The organism is Kitasatospora sp. NPDC032121, from assembly GCF_055580145.1.
This window is the reverse complement of sequence record NZ_JBVILX010000018.1, coordinates 133,451-149,482: the sequence shown is the minus strand read 5'-3', so window position 1 is coordinate 149,482 and position 16,032 is coordinate 133,451. Positions and strand designations below refer to the sequence as shown.

Here is a 16,032-nt window from a genome sequence, read left to right as displayed (position 1 = left end):
AATTGGAGTGGACCACCCCGTACTGCGGGGGTCGGGATTCCGGCAGCAGAGTGAGCATCTGATGTCAGACCCGTGAAGGTCCGGCACTTCGCCCCGAAGCGGATGAACCGTCATGTTCCGGGCGTTCTCTCGTGGGGACGGGCGGGGTCCGCCCGCCGGCCCGCCCCGCCCGCTGGCCGCCTGGGGCCCGGTGGGCGGGGTGTGCGCAATGGGCCGGTCAAGGCGCGCGCCCCGGTCCGCGGGCCGCGTGTGGCGGGGTGCCGGGTGGTCAGACGACTTCGAGGTTGGCCATCATCCCCATGTCCTCGTGCTCGGCGTTGTGGCAGTGGAAGAGGTAGCGGCCGCGGTAGCCGTCGAAGCGGGTGATGATCTCCACCGACTCCCCCGGGCGCAGCGAGACGGTGTCCTTGAGGCCGGCGTCCTGGGGCAGTGGGGGTTTGCCGGCGCGGGTGAGGATGCGGAAGCCGACGAGGTGGAGGTGGACGGGGTGGTGGACGTCGGCGATCAGGCGCCAGATCTCGGTGTCGCCGAGAGGGACGGTGACGTCGGTGCGGGCGGGGTCGAAGGGCATGCCGCCGATCAGCCAGCCGTGGCCGCCGTTCATCCGGCCGGCGCGGAAGGCGAAGTCGCGGGTGCGGACGGCGTCTTCGCGGCGCCACTGGGGCAGGTCGGTGCAGAGGACGGGCGGGATGCGGGTGTCGTCGGTGGCGGGGCGGCGGGTGATGCGGAAGGCCATGACGTCGCGGGTGCGGCCGGTGCCGAGGCGGTTGACGATGCGTACCAGGGAGCCGACCGGGGCGGCGGCGAAGTCGACGACGACGTCGTGGCGTTCGGCGGGGGCCATGCGCAGGCTCTGGTGGGTGACGGGGGCGGTGAGCAGGCCCTGGTCGGCGCCGACCTGGACGAGGTCGAGGCGGCGGCCGTCCTCGGTGCGGGCCTCGAGTTCGTAGTGGCGGGCGTTGGAGGCGTTGAGCAGGCGCAGTCGGTGGCGGGCGGCGTCGGTCTCGTGGACGGGCCAGGGGGCGCCGTTGACGAGGATGACGTCGGCGAGGACGCCGGCCGTGTAGGGCTCGGTGACGCCGGGGCGTTCGCGCAGGGTGGGGTCGAGGCTGGGGTAGGTGAGGGCGCCGTCGGCGGTGAAGGCGCGGTCGGCGATCATCAGGGGGATCTCGCGGGGGCCGGCGGGCAGGCCGAGGGCGTCCTCGGCGTCGTCGCGCACGATGTACAGGCCTGCCAGGCCGCGCCAGATCGCGGGGGCGGTGAAGTCCATGCGGTGGTCGTGGTACCAGAGCAGGGTGGGGCGCTGGTCGTTGGGGAAGGTGTAGTCGCGCTTGAGGCGGGTGGTGACGGCGCGTGGGTCGGTCATGGCGCCCATGGCGCCGCCGTGGCCGCCGGCCGTGCCGGGCATGGTGTGGGGGGTCTGGGGCCAGCCGGCGGGCAGGACGAGGTCGGTGGGGTAGCCGTCGGATTCCGCGGGGGTGCGGCCGCCGTGGAGGTGGACGGCGGTGGGCACCGGCAGTTCGTTGTGGTGGGTGACGGTGACGGGCCGGCCGCGGCGGGCCTCGATGGTGGGGCCGGGGAAGGAGCCGCCGTAGGTCCACAGCCGGGTGGTGAGGCCGGGCAGGATCTCGGCGTCGGTCTCGCGCTGGACGATCTCGTAGCGGTCGGCGGGGCCGTCGGTGGAGAGGGGCTTGAGGGCGGCGGGCAGGGGCAGCGGCACCTGGTAGGGGGGCGGGAGCTGTGCGGTGCTGCGCAGTTGGGCGCCGGTGGCGGCGGGGCGGCGGGCGAGGGTGGCGGCGGCGGCGAGGCCGGTGGTGGTGAGCAGGCCGAAGGCGCCGCCGATGCCGAGGATCTGGCGCCGGGTCGGGCCGCTGGTGTGGGGCTCAGGCACGGTCGTCCTCCCGCAGGCTGTCCGGCCCGCTGACCGACCCGCTGCCCGGCCCGCTGCCCGACCCGCTGCCCGACCCGCTGCCCGGCCCGTTGCCCGGCCCGCTGTCCGGCCGGGTCTTCGGCGCGGGCTCCCAGCGGGTGGGGCGGCGCGGGGGCCACGGGATGCGCCACAGGGCGATGGTGAAGACGACGGTGCCGGCGATGGTCGCCACCCCCAGCGGCAGGTGCAGCCACAGGGAGCCCTGCAGCCCGGCGAGGTACTGCACGAACTCGGCCGCCGCGAGGGCGAGGGCGGCGAGGAAGGGCCAGGAGCGGTGCAGCCGGACCCAGACCACGAGGGCGGCGACCGCCTGGACGTAGCTGATCGAGGTGACGGTGTTGGCGCCGAGGACGTGCAGGCCCAGGGCGTCGTAGTCGCCGGTGAGGTAGGCGCCGGCGAAGACGGGCTGACCGGAGATCACGACGGTGTGGACGGCGGCCACGGCCCGCAGCACCCAGCCGGCGGGGCCGGTCCGCTCGCCCGTGCCGGGCCGGGCCACGGGCTCCGGTGGGGTCCTGTCGGCGGCTGTGGCCATGGGGGGCGTCCTTCCTCGTACGGTGTCGGGCCGCGCCGTCTCCCGTGCGGCTTGCGGCGCGCGGGTCTCGGGTGCGCGGTGTCCCCGCGCCGACCCACCCCCGAAGATATGACTCCCCTGTTATCGCGTCTAAGATCAATATTGCTATGGCGTTATGCCGAAGGAGACATGGGAGCACCCGGTGGATCTGCACACGCTCACCCAGTTCCTGGCCGTGGCGCGGCTGGAGCACCTGAGCCGGGCGGCCGAGGAACTGCGCGTCGCCCAGCCGTCGTTGAGCCGCTCCATCGCCCGTCTGGAGGCCGAGCTGGGCACCCCGCTGTTCGAGCGGGGCGGGCGGCTGCGGCTGAACGCGGCCGGGCAGCTGTTCCGCGGCTACGTCGAGCGCTCGCTCGGTGAACTGGCGGCGGGGCGGCGGGCGGTGGCGGAGGCCGCCGGGCAGGGCTTCGGCACGGTGCGGCTGGCCTCGGAGACCTTCCTGGCCTTCAGCGGGCCGCTGGCCGCGTTCAAGGCGGCCCACCCGGACGTGGAGGTCGAGTTGCACCAGCTGTCCGCCGAGGAGATGGCCCGCCGGCTGCGGGCCCAGGACGTCGACCTCGCGGTGGTCTCCCAGGCGATCGCCGCCGAGGGCCTGGAGTCCGCCCTGCTGCTGGACGAGGAGGTCGGGCTGGCCGTCGCCCACGGCCACCCGCTGGCCGGGCGCACCGCGGTGGGCATCGAGGAGGTCGCGGACCAGCCCTTCATCGCCGCCCGGCCCGGGCACTGGCAGCGCCGCCTGCTGGAGCGGCTGTTCGCGGCCCGCGGCCTGGAGCCGCGGATCGTCTGCGAGTGCGACGAGGTCAGCGCCATCGCCGAGCTGATCGGCGCGGGCCTGGGCATCGGCCTGGTGCCCGACGTCGCCCGGCGCACCTCCCCCCGCCTGCCGCTGGTGTGGGTCGGCGTCGACGCCCCGGACTGCCGCCGCGCCCTCACCCTCTTCTGGGGCTCCGGGGAGCGCCTGCCCGCCGCCGCGCGCCTGCTGCGCGACGCCGTCACCGGGTGGGACTGGGAGCGGGGCGGGCCGGCGGACGGTCGGGCGGGCGGGGGCTTCTGAGAACCGGCGCCGGGCCTACAGCCTGGCGGCCGAGAAGGTGTCGCACTGGGCGAGGTCACCGCTGCGGTAGCCGGTGGTGAACCAGGCCTTGCGCTGCTCGGCGGAGCCGTGCGTCCAGGCCTCCGGGTTGATCCGGCCGGTGGCCTGCTGCTGGATCCGGTCGTCGCCGACCGCCGCGGCCGCGTCCAGGCCCTGGGCGATGTCCTGGTCGGTGAGCGAGGCGATCAGCGGACGGCCGGTGGAGGGCTGCGGGGTGGTGGTCGCGTGGTGCGCCCACACCCCGGCGTAGCAGTCGGCCTGCAGTTCCAGGCGCACCGAGCCGCTGGTGGCGCCCTGGCGGTCGCCCCCGACCTTCTGCATGGCGCCGGTGAGGTTCTGGATGTGGTGGCCGTACTCGTGGGCGACGACGTAGGACTCGGCGAACGGGCCGCCCTTGGCGCCGAAGCGGGCGGACAGGTCGTTGAAGAACCCGAGGTCGAAGTAGGCCTTCTTGTCGCCGGGGCAGTAGAACGGGCCCACCGAGGAGGTCGCCGGCCCGCAGGCGGTGGAGACCTGGCCGGTGAACAGCACCGTCTCGGCGTTCTTGTACGGGACCTTGGCGGCGCGCGGCAGTTCGGTGCGCCAGAACTCCTGGAGGCTGTTGGTGACCGCCACGATCCGGCAGTCCTGGCGCTTGTTGGCGTCCGCGCCGGTCTTGCAGGCCTTCTGCGCCTCGCCTTCGGTGCGTACGCCGGAGGAGTTGGTGGAGGAGCCGGAGCCGGAGGACAGGCCCAGCAGTTGCGGGTCGACGCCGAGGACGACCGCGACCAGCACCGCGATCAGGCCCACGGCCCCGCCGCCGATGGCGAGCTTCCCGCCGGGGATGCCGCGCCGGTCGTCCACCTGCGAGGTGTCGAGGTCGCCCTGGTCGTCGAACTGCATGTGCCCCTGCCTGCCCGTTTCTGTCGTGTTCCGCCCTACTGGTGACGGTCTGTGCCGCCGACGGCCCGGACCAGCCTACGGGCCCCGGCCCGGGCGCGGGCGCAGCGGGGCCCGGGGTGGGCGGCGGGGCCCGGGCGGGGGCGGGGCCGGGGTGGCGGTGTGTGCGGGGTTGGCGGTGTGTGCGGGGTTGGCGGCCGGTGGTGCCCGGCCCTCCCGGGGTGGGGAGGGCCGGGCGGTGCGGGTCAGCCGGCCGGTGTGGGGGCCGGGGCGGGGGCGTAGCCGGCCGGGCGGGTGGTGAAGGTGCCGCGGCCGTGGGTGCGGCCGCGCAGGCGGCCCGCGTAGCCGAAGAGTTCGGCGAGCGGGACCAGGGCGCTGACGTGGGCGGTGGCGGTGCCGGGGCCGGGTTCGGTGGCCCGGATGTGGCCGCGGCGGGCGGCGAGGTCGCCGAGGACGGTGCCCAGGGCGTCCTCGGGCACGGTGACGCTCACCTCGGCGAGCGGTTCGAGCAGGTGCATGCGCGAGGCGCGCAGGGCCTCGCGCACGCCGAGGCGGGCGGCGGTGCGGAAGGCGAGTTCGGAGGAGTCCTTGGGGTGGGTGGCGCCGTCGGTGAGGGTGACGGCGACGCCGGTGACCGGGTGCCCGCCGAGCGGGCCGTCGGTCAGGGCGTCGCGGCAGCCGGCCTCGACGGCCTGGACGTACTCGCGCGGCACCCGTCCGCCGGTGACGGTGGAGGTGAACGCGAAGTCCCCCTCGGTGCCCGCCGGCAGGGGGTGGACGTCGAGGACGAGGTGGGCGAACTGGCCCGCGCCGCCGTCCTGTTTGGCGTGCCGGTAGGTGAAGCCGGTGACGCCCTGGAGGAGGGCCTCGCGCAGCGCGACGCGCGGGCGCCCGACCACGGCTTCGACGCCGGCCTCGCGCCGGATCTTCTCCACCGCGACCTCCAGGTGCAGTTCGCCCAGTCCGGACAGGGTGCGCTGGCCGGTCTCGGGGTCGGTGGCCACGCGCAGCGCGGGGTCCTCCTCGGTGAGGCGGGCGAGGGCGGTGGCGAGCTTGTCGGTGTCGGTGGCGCGGCGGGCCTCGACGGCGACGGTGACGACCGGTTCGGTGCTCACGGGGGCCTCCAGGACGATGGGGTGCTCGGCGTCGCACAGGGTGGCGCCGACGCGGGTGTGCTTGGGGCCGGCGACGGCGACGATGTCGCCGGCGCGCGCCTCGTCGGTCTCGGTGTGGCGGCCGGCCGGGTCGGTGAAGATGCGGGCGACGCGTTCGCGGCGGCCGGTGGTGGTGTCGAGCACGGTGTCCCCCTTGCGCAGGGTTCCGGCGTACAGGCGCAGGTGGGTCAGGCGCCCGGTGGGGGCGGCGGTGACCTTGAACGCCAGGGCGGTCAGGGGCTGTTCGGGGTCGGCCTCGCGTTGCTGGGTGCCGTCGGCGGAGCGGGTGGGCGGGACGTCGAGCGGGGAGGGCAGGTAGGCGACGGCGGCGTCCAGGAGCGGTTCGATGCCGCGGTTGCGGTAGGCGGAGCCGCACAGCACCACGACGGCCTCGCCGGTGCGGGTGAGGTCGCGCAGGGCGGTGGTGAGGGTGGCGGCACTCAGGGTGGCGTCGGCGCAGAACTCCTCCAGGGCGTCGGGGTGCAGTTCGGCCACCGCCTGCGCCAGGGCGTGGCGGCGCTCGGCGGCCTCGGCCCCGAGGTGGGCGGGGACCGGGCCCTCGTGCGGGGTTCCGTCGTCGTGCCAGGTGAGGGTGCGCAGGTGCACGAGGTCGACGACGCCGGTGAACGACTCCTCGGCGCCGATGGGCAGTTGGACGGCCAGCGGGCGCGGGTGCAGGCGTTCGCGGATGGCGTCGACGGCGGCGTCCAGGTCGGCGCCGGCGCGGTCGAGCTTGTTGACGAAGGCGATGCGCGGCACGCCGTGGCGTTCGGCCTGGCGCCACACCGACTCGCTCTGCGGCTCGACGCCGGCGACCGCGTCGAACACCGCCACTGCGCCGTCGAGCACGCGCAGGCAGCGCTCGACCTCGTCGGCGAAGTCGACGTGGCCGGGGGTGTCGATGAGGTTGATCCGGTGCCCGGCCCAGGCGCAGGTGACGGCGGCGGCGAAGATGGTGATGCCGCGTTCGCGTTCCTGGGGGTGGCAGTCGGTGACGGTGGTGCCGTCGTGGACCTCGCCGCGCTTGTGGGTGGTGCCGGTGAGGTAGAGGATCCGCTCGGTGACGGTGGTCTTGCCGGCGTCGACGTGGGCGAGGATGCCGAGGTTGCGGACGGCGGCGATGGCGTCGTTCGCGGTGCCGGTGGTGGTGTTCGCGGCGGTGGCGTTCGCGGCGGTGGTGGTGTGGGTGCGCATGGCCCGGGTGCCTTTCGAGGCGGTTCGCTTCTGGGTGGGCGCGCGATCGTGCAGTGCCGCTGATCGACCGTCAGATCCGGTGTCGTGGCCGGCTCGTGCGAGGACGTGGCGGGGCGCTTGGGGTGTCAGACGGTGGCGGCACTGCTCCGGTGCCGGCCGCGCAGCGGGCACCGGGAGGGGCGGGACACCAGAATCACCTCGTACCGCGACGCGGGAGAGGGGGCGGCGGCGCTGCGCTTCGGCATGGCCGCCCGCCCCTCTCCTCGTTGCTGTCGTCGTCGCGGTCGTCGCGGTCCGGCCGCGTATCGGGGCGCGGCCGCGTGGCGAGTGTAGGGAAGGCGGGCCGTACGGGGCGACGGGTTTTCACGGCCCGCGGCTTACGGCTCGCGGCTTGCGGCTCGCGGCTTACGGCTCGCGGTTTGCGGTTCACGGGGCCCGGAAGCGCAGCACCGCCTCGGACCAGCCGTCGTCGCCCGCCCCGGCGTCCAGGGCGGCGCCGATGGCGCGTTCCTCGTACGCGAAGTGGGAGTCCATGATGGCGGCGAGACCGTCGAGTTCGCGTCCGACGGCCTCCAGGTCGGCGCTGAGGGCCGCCTCGGCGGTGGCGGTGGTGGCGGCCTGGTCGGCGAGGTCGCGCACCCGGGTGAGGATGTGGGTGATGAGGCCGTGGTCCTCGACGAGTTTGCCGATGGCCGGTGCCAGGTCGGGGCGTTCGCGCAGGAGTTGGGCGAACAGGCCGGTGTCCTCGCCCTGGTGGTGGTGGGTCAGGGCGGTGCAGAAGGCCAGGCAGTGGGCGAGGAGCGGGTCGTCGTGGCCGTCCGGGCCGTCCGGGCGGCGGGGGCGGCCGAGGTCGGCGCGCAGGTCGGCGAGGCGGCGGCGCAAGTCCTGGTGCGCGCGGGCGAGTTGCAGGCTGAGGGCGGCCGTACGGCCGGTGGGGCGGGAGGCCACGGGGGCGGTCCCTTCGGTTGCGCACCTCCATGCCTGACGCAGCCCGTCACCGGCACGCGATGCTCACGCCATCCGATCACGCGTCCCGACCGGCGGGCAAGCGCGCTGCCGGTTTCGGCCGGTCTCCGGGCCGCCGCCACTGCCCGCCGTCGCTGCCTGGTGTCACTGTCCGCCGGCGAGGTCGCGCAGGGTCGCCTCGGCCTTCGGGGTCAAGGTGAGCGGGCCCTTGCCGGTCGTCCACACGGCCCGCACGTCCAGGCTGCGCAGGCGCCAGCCGTCGGGGGTGCGCACCGCCTCACCCGTGAAGGTGCCGCCGACGTCGAAGTGGCCGCCGGGCTCCTCGCCGCGCGCCTGCTGGGTCGAGGCGAGGTGGACGTGGGTCATGACGGCGTTCCAGCGCACCGCGGCCCGGTCCCCGTCCAGGTCGATCATGTAGTTGGCGCCCACGTGCTGGGTCCGCTCGAACTTGCCGAGGGTGGCCTGCTCGGACTCGGCCAGCCCGTCGATCCCCTCGTGCTCCCCCACCGGCGAGGTGATCCGCACGTCGGGGGTGAAGTAGCGCCGCGACCACGCCTCGTCGAACCGCCCGCCGCCGCTGGGCACCGCGTCGAGGCTGAGCAGGTAGCCGTCGATGAGGCCGGTGATGTCGGCGCGGTCGGCGAGGACCCGGACCCGCTGCTCGAGAGCGGCGAAGTCCGCGGCGGTGGGCGTGCCGGTGGCGGCGGTCGTGGTGGCGGCGGTCATGGCGGGGCTCCCCGGGATCGCGGTGCGGGTCGCGGCCGGTGCGGCCGCGCACCACGGAGCCTAGGAGTTCAAGTCGACTTGAGATCAAGGTCTCGGGACCCGCACCCGTCCCGCCCCGCGGCGGTGCCGGGCCCCGCCGAGGGCTCGGGCCCGGCGGCGCGGGTGCGGGGGCGGCCGAGCAGGATTCCGGCGACCACCAGGGCCAGCCCCGCGCCCTGGCGCGCCCCGAAGGGATCGCCGTCCAGCGCGGCGCCCAGCAGGACGCCGGTGAGCGGGTTGAGCAGTCCGAGCAGGCCGACCGTGCCGGCCGGCAGGTGACGCAGTCCGGCGAACCAGCAGGTGAAGGCGAGCGCGGTGGCGACGACGGTGCTGTAGCCGAAGGCGAGCAGGGTGGGTGCGTCCGCGGGCGGGGGCGCGCCCTCGACGGCGGCGGCGAGCGGCAGCAGCACCAGGGCGCCCGCGGTCAGCTGCCAGGCGGTGGCGGCGAGCGGGTCGGCGCCCTCGCGCCAGCGGGCGGCCAGCACGTAGCCGACGGAGGAGACCAGCATCGCCGCGCCCGAGGCCGCCAGCCCGGCCCAGCCGATCCCCTCCCCGGGGCCGGCCAGTGCCAGCGCGACCCCGGCCAGGCCCACCACCGACCCCGCCAGGTGCGCGCGGCGCGGGCGCCGGCCGACCAGTGCCCAGGCGGTGAGCAGCATGGCCAGCGGGGAGGCGGCCATGACGGTGGCGGCGGCGCTGGTGGGCAGCAGTTGGGAGGCGAGGTAGAGCAGGACGAAGAAGGCGGCGGTGTTGAGCAGGCCGAGCAGGGCGCTGCGCCACCACCAGGCGCCGTGCGGGCGGCGGCGGGCGAGGGCGAGCAGCAGCAGGCCGGCGGGCAGGGCGCGCAGGGCGGCGCCCCACAGGGGGCGGTCGGCGGGCAGGTGGGTGTGGGTGACCCAGTAGTTGGCGCCCCAGGCGACGGGGGCGAGGGCGGTGAGCAGTACCCACCGCGCATTGGCTTCCATGGAAGGCAATATAGCTTCCTGGGAAGCGATTGCGGGTAGGGTGGTGTCCATGGAGCCCGACCAGCCCGAGGACCCGTACGCGGACCCCCGCGAGGCCCCGTACGCGGACCACGTCGCCCAGATCCAGGCCGCGTGGCGGCGTGAGCGTCCCGACCTCGATGTCTCGCCGCTGGCCGTCATCGGGCGCCTGCACCGCCTCGCCGCCCGTCTGACCGCCGAGCTGACCCTGGTGTACCAGCGCTACGGGCTGGGCGAGGGCGAGTTCGACGTGCTCGCCGCGCTGCGCCGCGCCGGCGCCCCGTACGAGCGGGCCCCGGGCGAGCTGGCCGCGCACACGATGGTGACCACCGGGGCGATGACCAAGCGGGTCGACCGTCTGGAGCGGGCCGGGCTGGTCACCCGTCGTCCCGCCGTGGACGACCGGCGCGGGCGGGTGGTGGCCCTCACCGATGCCGGGCGGCGGCTGTTCGACGAGGCGTTCACCGCCCACATCCGCAACGAGCACCGGCTGCTGGCCCACCTGAGCCCCGAGGAGGCCGCCGCCCTGCGGGGCCTGCTCGCCGCCTGGCAGCACCGCCTGGACGGCGCCGGCACCGGGGGCGGTTCCGTCGGGGGCGGCTCCGTCGGGGGCGGTTGCGTCGGCGGCTCCGTCGGCGGGGAGGGCGGGCCGTGGGAAGCTGACGCATGACCAGCGCACCGCCCCCACCCCCGCCGCCGGACGCCCCGACGCCCTCCCCCGCTCCCCCGCCCGGCTGGGAGAATCCGGAGGTGCGGGCCGACCGGCGCCTGGTGGAGATGCTCCAGGAGCTGCGGGTGCTCCAGACCGGTGTGCAGATCGTCTTCGCCTTCCTGCTCGGTGTCGCCTTCACCCCGCGCTTCACCCAACTCACCGACGCCCAGCAGGACATCTACGTCGCCACGCTGCTGCTGTCGGTCGTCGCCGCGGCCGTGCTGGCCACCCCGGTCGCGTTGCACCGCGGCCTGTACCACCACCCCGGCAAGCAACGGATCGTCACCGTCTCGGTCCGCATCGCCCAGGTGGGCCTGCTGCTGCTCGCCTGCGCGCTGACCGGGGCCGTGCTGCTGGTCCTGGACGTCGTCCTCGGCCCGGCGCCGGCGGTGCCGATCACCTGCGCGATCGCGCTGATCTTCGCCGTGCTGTGGTTCGCCCTGCCCTGGGCGGTGCGCCGCCGCGCCGCCCGCGACCGCACCTGACCCGCCCGGGCCCGCCCTCTCGCCCCGCCCCTCGGGGCCGGTCCGTTCTCCGGACCGTCTACCGTGCCGGTATGCATACCGACGAAAGCCCGTGGGACGTCCTGCTGATCGGCGGCGCGTCCGGCCTCGGCAAGAGCCGCGCCGCCGCCCTGCTGTCCGCCCGGCACGGCGCGTTCGTGGTCGAGTTCGACGACGTCGTGGCCGCCCTGCAGGCCGCCACCACCCCCGCCGGCCACCCCGCCCTGCACCACTTCGCCGCCGTGCCCGACCCCGACGCGCTGCCCGCCGACCGCATCCTGGAGCTGCAGATCGCCACCGCCCGCGCCCTGGACGACGCGCTGCTCGGCGTCGTGCGCAACCGGCTCACCGTCGACGTGCCCGCGATCGTGGAGGGCGACTACCTCACCCCGGCCGCCGCCGCCCGCGCCGGCGCCGAGGCCGCCGGGCAGGGCCGGCGCGTGCGCGCGGTCTTCCTGCACGAGGACGACCCGCGGCGCATCGGCGCCAACTACGCCGACCGCGAGCCGGATTGCGGCCCCCAGCCCGAACGCGCCGCCGTCAGCGCCCGCTACAGCACCTGGCTCGCCGACCAGGCCCGCGCCCACGCCCTGCCCGTGGTCGACTGCCGCCCGTACGCCACCCTCCCCGAACGCCTGGCCGCCGCCCTGGCCTGACGGCCGGCCGGACCGCCGGCCCGACGGCCTCACCACGCCGCGGGCCCTCGACCCGCCGTGCCCCGCCGGCCGGCTCCACCCTGGCGGCCACCGGCCGCCCGGCGCGGCCTGCGGACGGCCGCGCCCGGCCACGGCCGAAGCCCGCGCGGCGACGGCCGCACGGGCTTCGGGGGGTGGCGACGGCCGCGCGGGCTTCGGGGGGTGGCGACGGCCGCGCGGGCTTCGGGGGCGGGGCGGCTCACAGGTTCCCGAGCGTACGCCGGCCCTGCGGTCGATCTTCCGCCCCACCCGGCGCCCGGCCGCGGTCCGCGGGGGCCGGCCGGCCCGGGCCCGCGGGGTCGGCCGGGTCCTCGGCTGCCGTGGCGGGTTTGGTGTGGAGGACCTCGCGGGCCTGTTCGGCGGCGCGCACGATGCTCTCGCTGATGAAGGCGAGGAAGCGGGCGATGTTCTCCAGGCGGACGGCGGCGGGGGTGTCGGGGCCGAGGACGGCGACGCCCTGGCGGGCGGTGTCGATGATCCTGTCGTTGGCGCGGGCGCTGGCGATGACCGCCTGGTAGTAGAGCTCGTCGTCGACGATGTAGCGGTCGCGGCGGCGTTCGTCGCGTTCGCGGCGTACCAGGCTCTGGCTCTCCAGGAAGGCGATGGCCTTGGAGATGGAGGCGGGGCTGACCTGCAGGCGCCGGGCGAGTTCGGCGGCGGTGAGGCTGCCCGCGTCGGTGGTGGACAGGCAGGTGACCACCCGGGCCGCCATCCGGTTCAGGCCCGAGGCCATGAGGACGGTGGTCAGCTGCTCCTCGTACGCGGCGACGGCCTCGTCGTCGCGCCCGTGCGGGCGTGCCGCGCTGGCCGGCCCGCCGGGGGCGGCGGGGCGGCGCCGGGCACGGTGTTCGGTGGCGCGGTGGGCCAGGTCGGCGCGGTAGGCGAGCGGGCCGCCGTTGCGCATGACCTCGCGGGTGACGGTCGAGGTGGGGCGTTCCAGGCGCCGGGCGATCTCGGCGTAGGGGAGGCTGTCGGCCAGCCCGAGCGCGATCTGCTGGCGTTCCTGCTGGGTGAGCCTGCCTCCCGGCATCGCGTCTCTCCTCGGTGGTGGGTGGGCGGGCGGTTCCCGCGCCGTCGCGCCCACCATAGCGTTCACCTTTCACTCATTGCAATGATCGCCTCCCTCATCGTTGCATTACCGGACATGCCCGTTGCAACACTTTCCCACAATTCACCTGCGGCAATGGTGTTTTGATGCAATGAACTGCTTGCCGAGATCTTGAAAGCAACGTAGCGTTTCCAATGTCGGAAACACCGATGGACCGCGTCACAACAGGAGAGCACCGTGCAGAAGTTCGACACCCCCGCCCCCGTCACCGTCGTCCTGGACATCCCCGGCGGGCGCGTGCGGCTCATCGCCGCCGAGCGCGGCGACACCACCGTCGAGGTCCGGCCCGCCGAGGCCGGCAGCGGCCGCGACGCGCGGGCCGCCGAGCGGACCACCGTCGACCTGGCCGACGGCGTCCTGCGGATCGTCACCGCCGCCGCCGGGCACCAGCCGGTGGGCCCCACCGGCTCGCTGGAGGTCACCGTCCAGGTGCCGGCCGGCTCCGCCGTCCGGGGCAAGGCCGCCGCCGCCGAACTGCGCACCGTCGGCCGCCTCGGCGCCGTCGCCTTCGACGGCGCGTACCGCAGCACCACGATCGACGAGGCCGCGAGCCTGGAACTGAGCGCCGTCGACGGCGACGTCGAGGTCGCCCGCCTCACCGGCCCCGCCCGGATCACCACCACCCGCGGCGACATCCGCGTCACCGAGGCCCGGCAGGGCACCGTCGAGCTGAGCACCCAGTCCGGGAACATCACCGTCGGCGCCGCCGCCGGCGTCAGCGCCGCCCTGGACGCCGGCACCGGCCACGGCCGCATCGACAACGCCCTGCGCAACGACGGCACCCCCGCGCTCGCCGTCCGCGCCACCACCGCCCACGGCGACATCACCGCCCGCAGCCTCTGACACCCGCCCCCAGCCTCCGACACCCGCCCGGACCCGACACCATCCAGGGGGAAACGCCATGACCGCCGACACCGCACCCACCACCACCGCGAAGACCTGGACCGGCATGGTCCCGGTCGACGACACCGCCCTGGCCGTCACCGACACCGGCGGCCCCGGCCTGCCCGTGGTCTACCTCAACGGCCAGTTCGCCACCCAGGGCTACTGGCGCCGCGTCATCGGCGAACTCGGCCCGAACCTGCGGCACATCACCTACGACGAGCGGGCCCGCGGCCGCAGGTCCCGGCGCTCCGCGGACTACTCCTTCGAAGCCGCCGTCCGCGACGTCGACGCCGTCCTCGCCGCCCGCGGCGTGCAGCGGGCCCTGGCGGTCGGCTGGTCCTACGGCGCGTTCGTCGCCGCGCACTGGGCCTCCCGCAACCCGCAGCGCGCCGTCGGCGCGGTCCTGGTGGAGGGCGCCGAACCGTACGACTGGCTCACCGAGGACCTGGAACAGCGCATCCGCCGCCAGTTCCGCCTGTGGTACCCGCTCATGGTGCTGATGCGCCCCACCGGCCTGACCCCGCGGATGACGCCCCGGCAGATGGCGCAGTGCAACATCGAGCTGGGCAGGATCGGCGGCGCCGACGCGCTGGGCGCGGTCCTGGACGCCGTCACCGTGCCGACCCGGTACGTGCTCGCCTCGGGCGCCTCGCTGGGCAGCAAGGGCGACGAGCAGGAACTGATCCGCGCGGCGGTGCCGGCGGTGACCGAACGCAACCCGCACATCAGGCTCAGCGCGAAGGTCCCCTCCACCCACGACACGATCCTGAAGAAGGACTTCCGTGCCGTCGCCGACGCCGTCCGCGAGGTCGCCGCCCTCGACCACCCCGGCCCCCGCCCCGGCCCCGGCGGCCGCTGACGCCCGGCCCGCGGCCGGGACGCGGCCGGGACGCGGCCGGGAGGCGGCCGGGAGGCGGAAATGCCGGTGCGCGGCGCGGGCCCGCTGGGCACACTGATCCGATGATGACCGACCACTGGCCCCTGCGGGGGCTGCGCGTGACCTCGCCCCGCCTGGAGCTGCGCCTGCCCGGCGAGGACGAACTGGCCGAGGTGGCGGACGTCGCCGCGCGGGGCGTCCACCTGCCCCAGGACCGTCCCTTCCTGACGCCCTGGGGCGAGCTGCCGGCGGCCGAACGCGCCCGGCACGTGCTGCAGTTGCACTGGACGCGGCTGGGCAGCCGGAGCCCGGAGCACTGGACGCTGAACCTGGTCGCCTTCCACGAGGGACGCCCGGTGGGCATCCAGGACATGCGGGCCAAGGAGTTCGGGGTGCGGCGCGAGATCGTCTCCGGTTCCTGGCTCGGCCTGGAGCACCAGGGCAAGGGGCTGGGCACCGAGATGCGCGCCGCGATGCTCCACCTGGCCTTCGCGGAGCTGGGCGCGCGGTCGGCGACCTCGCTGTCCTTCGCCGACAACCACTCCTCCCTGGCCGTCTCCCGCAAGCTCGGCTACCGCGACGACGGCATCGACCGCGACGTCCTGGACGGCCGGGTGGTGGTCTCCCGGCGCCTGCGCCTGACTCCCGAGGCCTGGGCCGAGCACGCCCGCACCCCGGTCACCGTCACCGGCCTGAGCGACGGCTGCCGCACCCTGTTCGGCCTGCCCGGCTGACCTCCCGCACGAGCGGGCGACTCGCCCGGCCGTCCCCGGCGCGCGGCCACGGCCCCGCACCGGCCCGCCACCATCGGCTCCCCCGCGCCGGCAGCCCGCCCCGCCGGCTTCCGGTACGCCCCCCCGGACCGGCAGCCCGACCGGCGGGCGCCCTGCGGCCGACTCACCCGGGAGTGGAAAGTCGGCCCCGCCGGCTTCCGGTGCGGCCCGGCGCAGGAAGCGTGCGCAGGGGGTGTCTCAGGCGGGGAGGGCGGCGGGCAGAGCGGTGAGGGTGTGCAGGACGGGGATGTCGTGCTCGGCCGGGGCGGGGTGGGTGGCGGTGCGGTCGAGCCAGAAGGGGTGGAGGCCGGCGTCCAGGGCGGCGAGGGCGTCGAGGGTGTAGTCGTCGCCGACGTGGGCGACCTCGTGCGGGGGCAGGCCGAGGCGGGCGCAGGCGGTGAGGAAGATGCCGGGGGCGGGTTTGGCTTCGCCGTGTTCGTCGGAGCAGACGATGGCGGTGTCCTCGAAGTGGTGCAGCAGGCCGGTGGCGTGGAGCTTGCGGCGCTGGTGGGCGGTGGAGGAGTTGGAGACGATGCCGAGGCGGTGGGTGGGGGCGAGGGCGGCGAGGACGGGTGCGGCGTCGGGGAAGGCCGCCTGGGCGGCGTCGCGGTGGGCGGTGTAGCCGGCGAACCAGGCGGCGGCCGTCTCCTCGGGCATGGCGGCGGTGTCCTCGCCGAGGCGGGCGAGGAAGTGGCGGGTGCGTTCGTGCTGCTGCGCGGTGAAGGTCAGTTCGCCGGACAGGAAGCGCGCGTACTGCTCCCGCGTGACCTCGCGCCACAGCGCCACAGCGGCCTGGGGGCCGGGCAGGCGGCGCAGCAGGTCGAGGTGGTGCAGGTGGGCGAGGATGCCGGCCTGTTCGGAGCCGGAGTAGTCGAACAGGGTGTCGTCGACGTCGAAGAGCACGCCTCGGATCGGCATGGGGGGGTCCTTGTGTCGGTGCC

Annotated in this window: 15 protein-coding genes and 1 pseudogene; 7 read left to right on the top strand and 9 right to left on the bottom strand. The window is 75.6% G+C overall.

Translation table 11 applies throughout. The features are described 5' to 3' along the window. Nucleotides 1–268: 268 nt before the first annotated feature. A complete protein-coding gene (locus tag ACZ5OX_RS32510) occupies nt 269–1,891 on the bottom strand; it encodes a multicopper oxidase family protein (protein ID WP_465634998.1) in 1,623 nt (540 codons plus the stop codon). After that, nucleotides 1,884–2,465 (bottom strand): hypothetical protein, encoded by a 582-nt coding sequence (locus ACZ5OX_RS32505; RefSeq protein ID WP_465634997.1) that lies wholly within the window; start codon nt 2,463–2,465, stop codon nt 1,884–1,886. The genes ACZ5OX_RS32510 and ACZ5OX_RS32505 overlap by 8 nt, the downstream gene beginning before the upstream one ends. 154 nt (nt 2,466–2,619) lie before the next feature. On the opposite strand from ACZ5OX_RS32505, the gene ACZ5OX_RS32500 reads away from it, so the two are divergent. After that, complete coding sequence (locus ACZ5OX_RS32500; protein WP_465634995.1) at nt 2,620–3,558, top strand: LysR family transcriptional regulator; 939 nt, start codon at nt 2,620–2,622, stop codon at nt 3,556–3,558. 15 nt (nt 3,559–3,573) lie between these two features. Here the strand turns inward: ACZ5OX_RS32500 and ypfJ are convergent, their stop codons facing one another. The 5 genes from ypfJ to ACZ5OX_RS32475 all read right to left on the bottom strand — a co-directional run bounded on the left by ypfJ (nt 3,574) and on the right by ACZ5OX_RS32475 (nt 9,520). Further along, nucleotides 3,574–4,479 (bottom strand): KPN_02809 family neutral zinc metallopeptidase, encoded by a 906-nt coding sequence (gene ypfJ / locus ACZ5OX_RS32495; protein WP_465634994.1) that lies wholly within the window; start codon nt 4,477–4,479, stop codon nt 3,574–3,576. Between the two features lie 242 nt (nt 4,480–4,721). Further along, nucleotides 4,722–6,824, bottom strand: a complete 2,103-nt coding sequence (gene fusA, locus ACZ5OX_RS32490) for an elongation factor G (protein ID WP_465634992.1) — start codon at nt 6,822–6,824, stop codon at nt 4,722–4,724. Between the two features lie 426 nt (nt 6,825–7,250). Next, nucleotides 7,251–7,772, bottom strand: a complete 522-nt coding sequence (locus tag ACZ5OX_RS32485; protein WP_465634990.1) for a hemerythrin domain-containing protein — start codon at nt 7,770–7,772, stop codon at nt 7,251–7,253. A 162-nt stretch (nt 7,773–7,934) separates the two neighbouring features. Then, nucleotides 7,935–8,516: a nuclear transport factor 2 family protein gene (locus ACZ5OX_RS32480; protein ID WP_465634988.1), complete on the bottom strand. Its 582-nt coding sequence runs from the start codon at nt 8,514–8,516 to the stop codon at nt 7,935–7,937. 68 nt (nt 8,517–8,584) lie between these two features. Beyond that, complete coding sequence (locus ACZ5OX_RS32475) at nt 8,585–9,520, bottom strand: DMT family transporter (protein ID WP_465634986.1); 936 nt, start codon at nt 9,518–9,520, stop codon at nt 8,585–8,587. A 49-nt stretch (nt 9,521–9,569) separates the two neighbouring features. Here ACZ5OX_RS32475 and ACZ5OX_RS32470 point away from each other — a divergent pair. The 3 genes and pseudogenes from ACZ5OX_RS32470 to ACZ5OX_RS32460 all read left to right on the top strand — a co-directional run. Beyond that, nucleotides 9,570–10,103: pseudogene (locus tag ACZ5OX_RS32470) on the top strand (MarR family winged helix-turn-helix transcriptional regulator); the annotation flags it as partial. 101 nt (nt 10,104–10,204) lie between these two features. Next, nucleotides 10,205–10,735 (top strand): DUF6328 family protein, encoded by a 531-nt coding sequence (locus ACZ5OX_RS32465; protein WP_465634984.1) that lies wholly within the window; start codon nt 10,205–10,207, stop codon nt 10,733–10,735. Nucleotides 10,736–10,806: 71 nt separating this feature from the next. Beyond that, nucleotides 10,807–11,409, top strand: a complete 603-nt coding sequence (locus ACZ5OX_RS32460) for an AAA family ATPase (RefSeq protein WP_465634983.1) — start codon at nt 10,807–10,809, stop codon at nt 11,407–11,409. Between the two features lie 238 nt (nt 11,410–11,647). On the opposite strand, the gene ACZ5OX_RS32455 is transcribed toward ACZ5OX_RS32460, so the two are convergent. Further along, nucleotides 11,648–12,478 (bottom strand): helix-turn-helix domain-containing protein, encoded by an 831-nt coding sequence (locus ACZ5OX_RS32455; RefSeq protein ID WP_465634981.1) that lies wholly within the window; start codon nt 12,476–12,478, stop codon nt 11,648–11,650. A 255-nt stretch (nt 12,479–12,733) separates the two neighbouring features. On the opposite strand from ACZ5OX_RS32455, the gene ACZ5OX_RS32450 reads away from it, so the two are divergent. From ACZ5OX_RS32450 to ACZ5OX_RS32440, 3 genes are all read left to right on the top strand, one after another. Further along, on the top strand, nt 12,734–13,399 hold the full coding sequence (locus tag ACZ5OX_RS32450; protein ID WP_465634979.1) for a DUF4097 family beta strand repeat-containing protein: 666 nt from the start codon (nt 12,734–12,736) through the stop codon (nt 13,397–13,399). Between the two features lie 58 nt (nt 13,400–13,457). After that, complete coding sequence (locus tag ACZ5OX_RS32445) at nt 13,458–14,300, top strand: alpha/beta fold hydrolase (protein WP_465634977.1); 843 nt, start codon at nt 13,458–13,460, stop codon at nt 14,298–14,300. Nucleotides 14,301–14,401: 101 nt separating this feature from the next. After that, complete coding sequence (locus ACZ5OX_RS32440; RefSeq protein ID WP_465634975.1) at nt 14,402–15,052, top strand: GNAT family N-acetyltransferase; 651 nt, start codon at nt 14,402–14,404, stop codon at nt 15,050–15,052. Nucleotides 15,053–15,289: 237 nt separating this feature from the next. Here ACZ5OX_RS32440 and ACZ5OX_RS32435 read toward each other — a convergent pair whose 3' ends face one another. Further along, a complete protein-coding gene (locus ACZ5OX_RS32435; protein ID WP_465634973.1) occupies nt 15,290–16,009 on the bottom strand; it encodes an HAD family hydrolase in 720 nt (239 codons plus the stop codon). Between the last annotated feature and the right edge of the window lie 23 nt (nt 16,010–16,032).

Bases quoted from the DNA above. Each gene is read 5' to 3' on its own strand.
- ACZ5OX_RS32505 (WP_465634997.1), bottom strand. From the start codon at position 2,465: ATGGCCACAGCCGCCGACAGGACCCCACCGGAGCCCGTGGCCCGGCCC.
- ACZ5OX_RS32500 (WP_465634995.1), top strand. From the start codon at position 2,620: ATGCCGAAGGAGACATGGGAGCACCCGGTGGATCTGCACACGCTCACC.
- ypfJ (WP_465634994.1), bottom strand. From the start codon at position 4,479: ATGCAGTTCGACGACCAGGGCGACCTCGACACCTCGCAGGTGGACGAC.
- fusA (WP_465634992.1), bottom strand. From the start codon at position 6,824: ATGCGCACCCACACCACCACCGCCGCGAACGCCACCGCCGCGAACACC.
- ACZ5OX_RS32480 (WP_465634988.1), bottom strand. From the start codon at position 8,516: ATGACCGCCGCCACCACGACCGCCGCCACCGGCACGCCCACCGCCGCG.
- ACZ5OX_RS32475 (WP_465634986.1), bottom strand. From the start codon at position 9,520: ATGGAAGCCAATGCGCGGTGGGTACTGCTCACCGCCCTCGCCCCCGTC.
- ACZ5OX_RS32465 (WP_465634984.1), top strand. From the start codon at position 10,205: ATGACCAGCGCACCGCCCCCACCCCCGCCGCCGGACGCCCCGACGCCC.
- ACZ5OX_RS32460 (WP_465634983.1), top strand. From the start codon at position 10,807: ATGCATACCGACGAAAGCCCGTGGGACGTCCTGCTGATCGGCGGCGCG.
- ACZ5OX_RS32455 (WP_465634981.1), bottom strand. From the start codon at position 12,478: ATGCCGGGAGGCAGGCTCACCCAGCAGGAACGCCAGCAGATCGCGCTC.
- ACZ5OX_RS32445 (WP_465634977.1), top strand. From the start codon at position 13,458: ATGACCGCCGACACCGCACCCACCACCACCGCGAAGACCTGGACCGGC.
- ACZ5OX_RS32440 (WP_465634975.1), top strand. From the start codon at position 14,402: ATGATGACCGACCACTGGCCCCTGCGGGGGCTGCGCGTGACCTCGCCC.
- ACZ5OX_RS32435 (WP_465634973.1), bottom strand. From the start codon at position 16,009: ATGCCGATCCGAGGCGTGCTCTTCGACGTCGACGACACCCTGTTCGAC.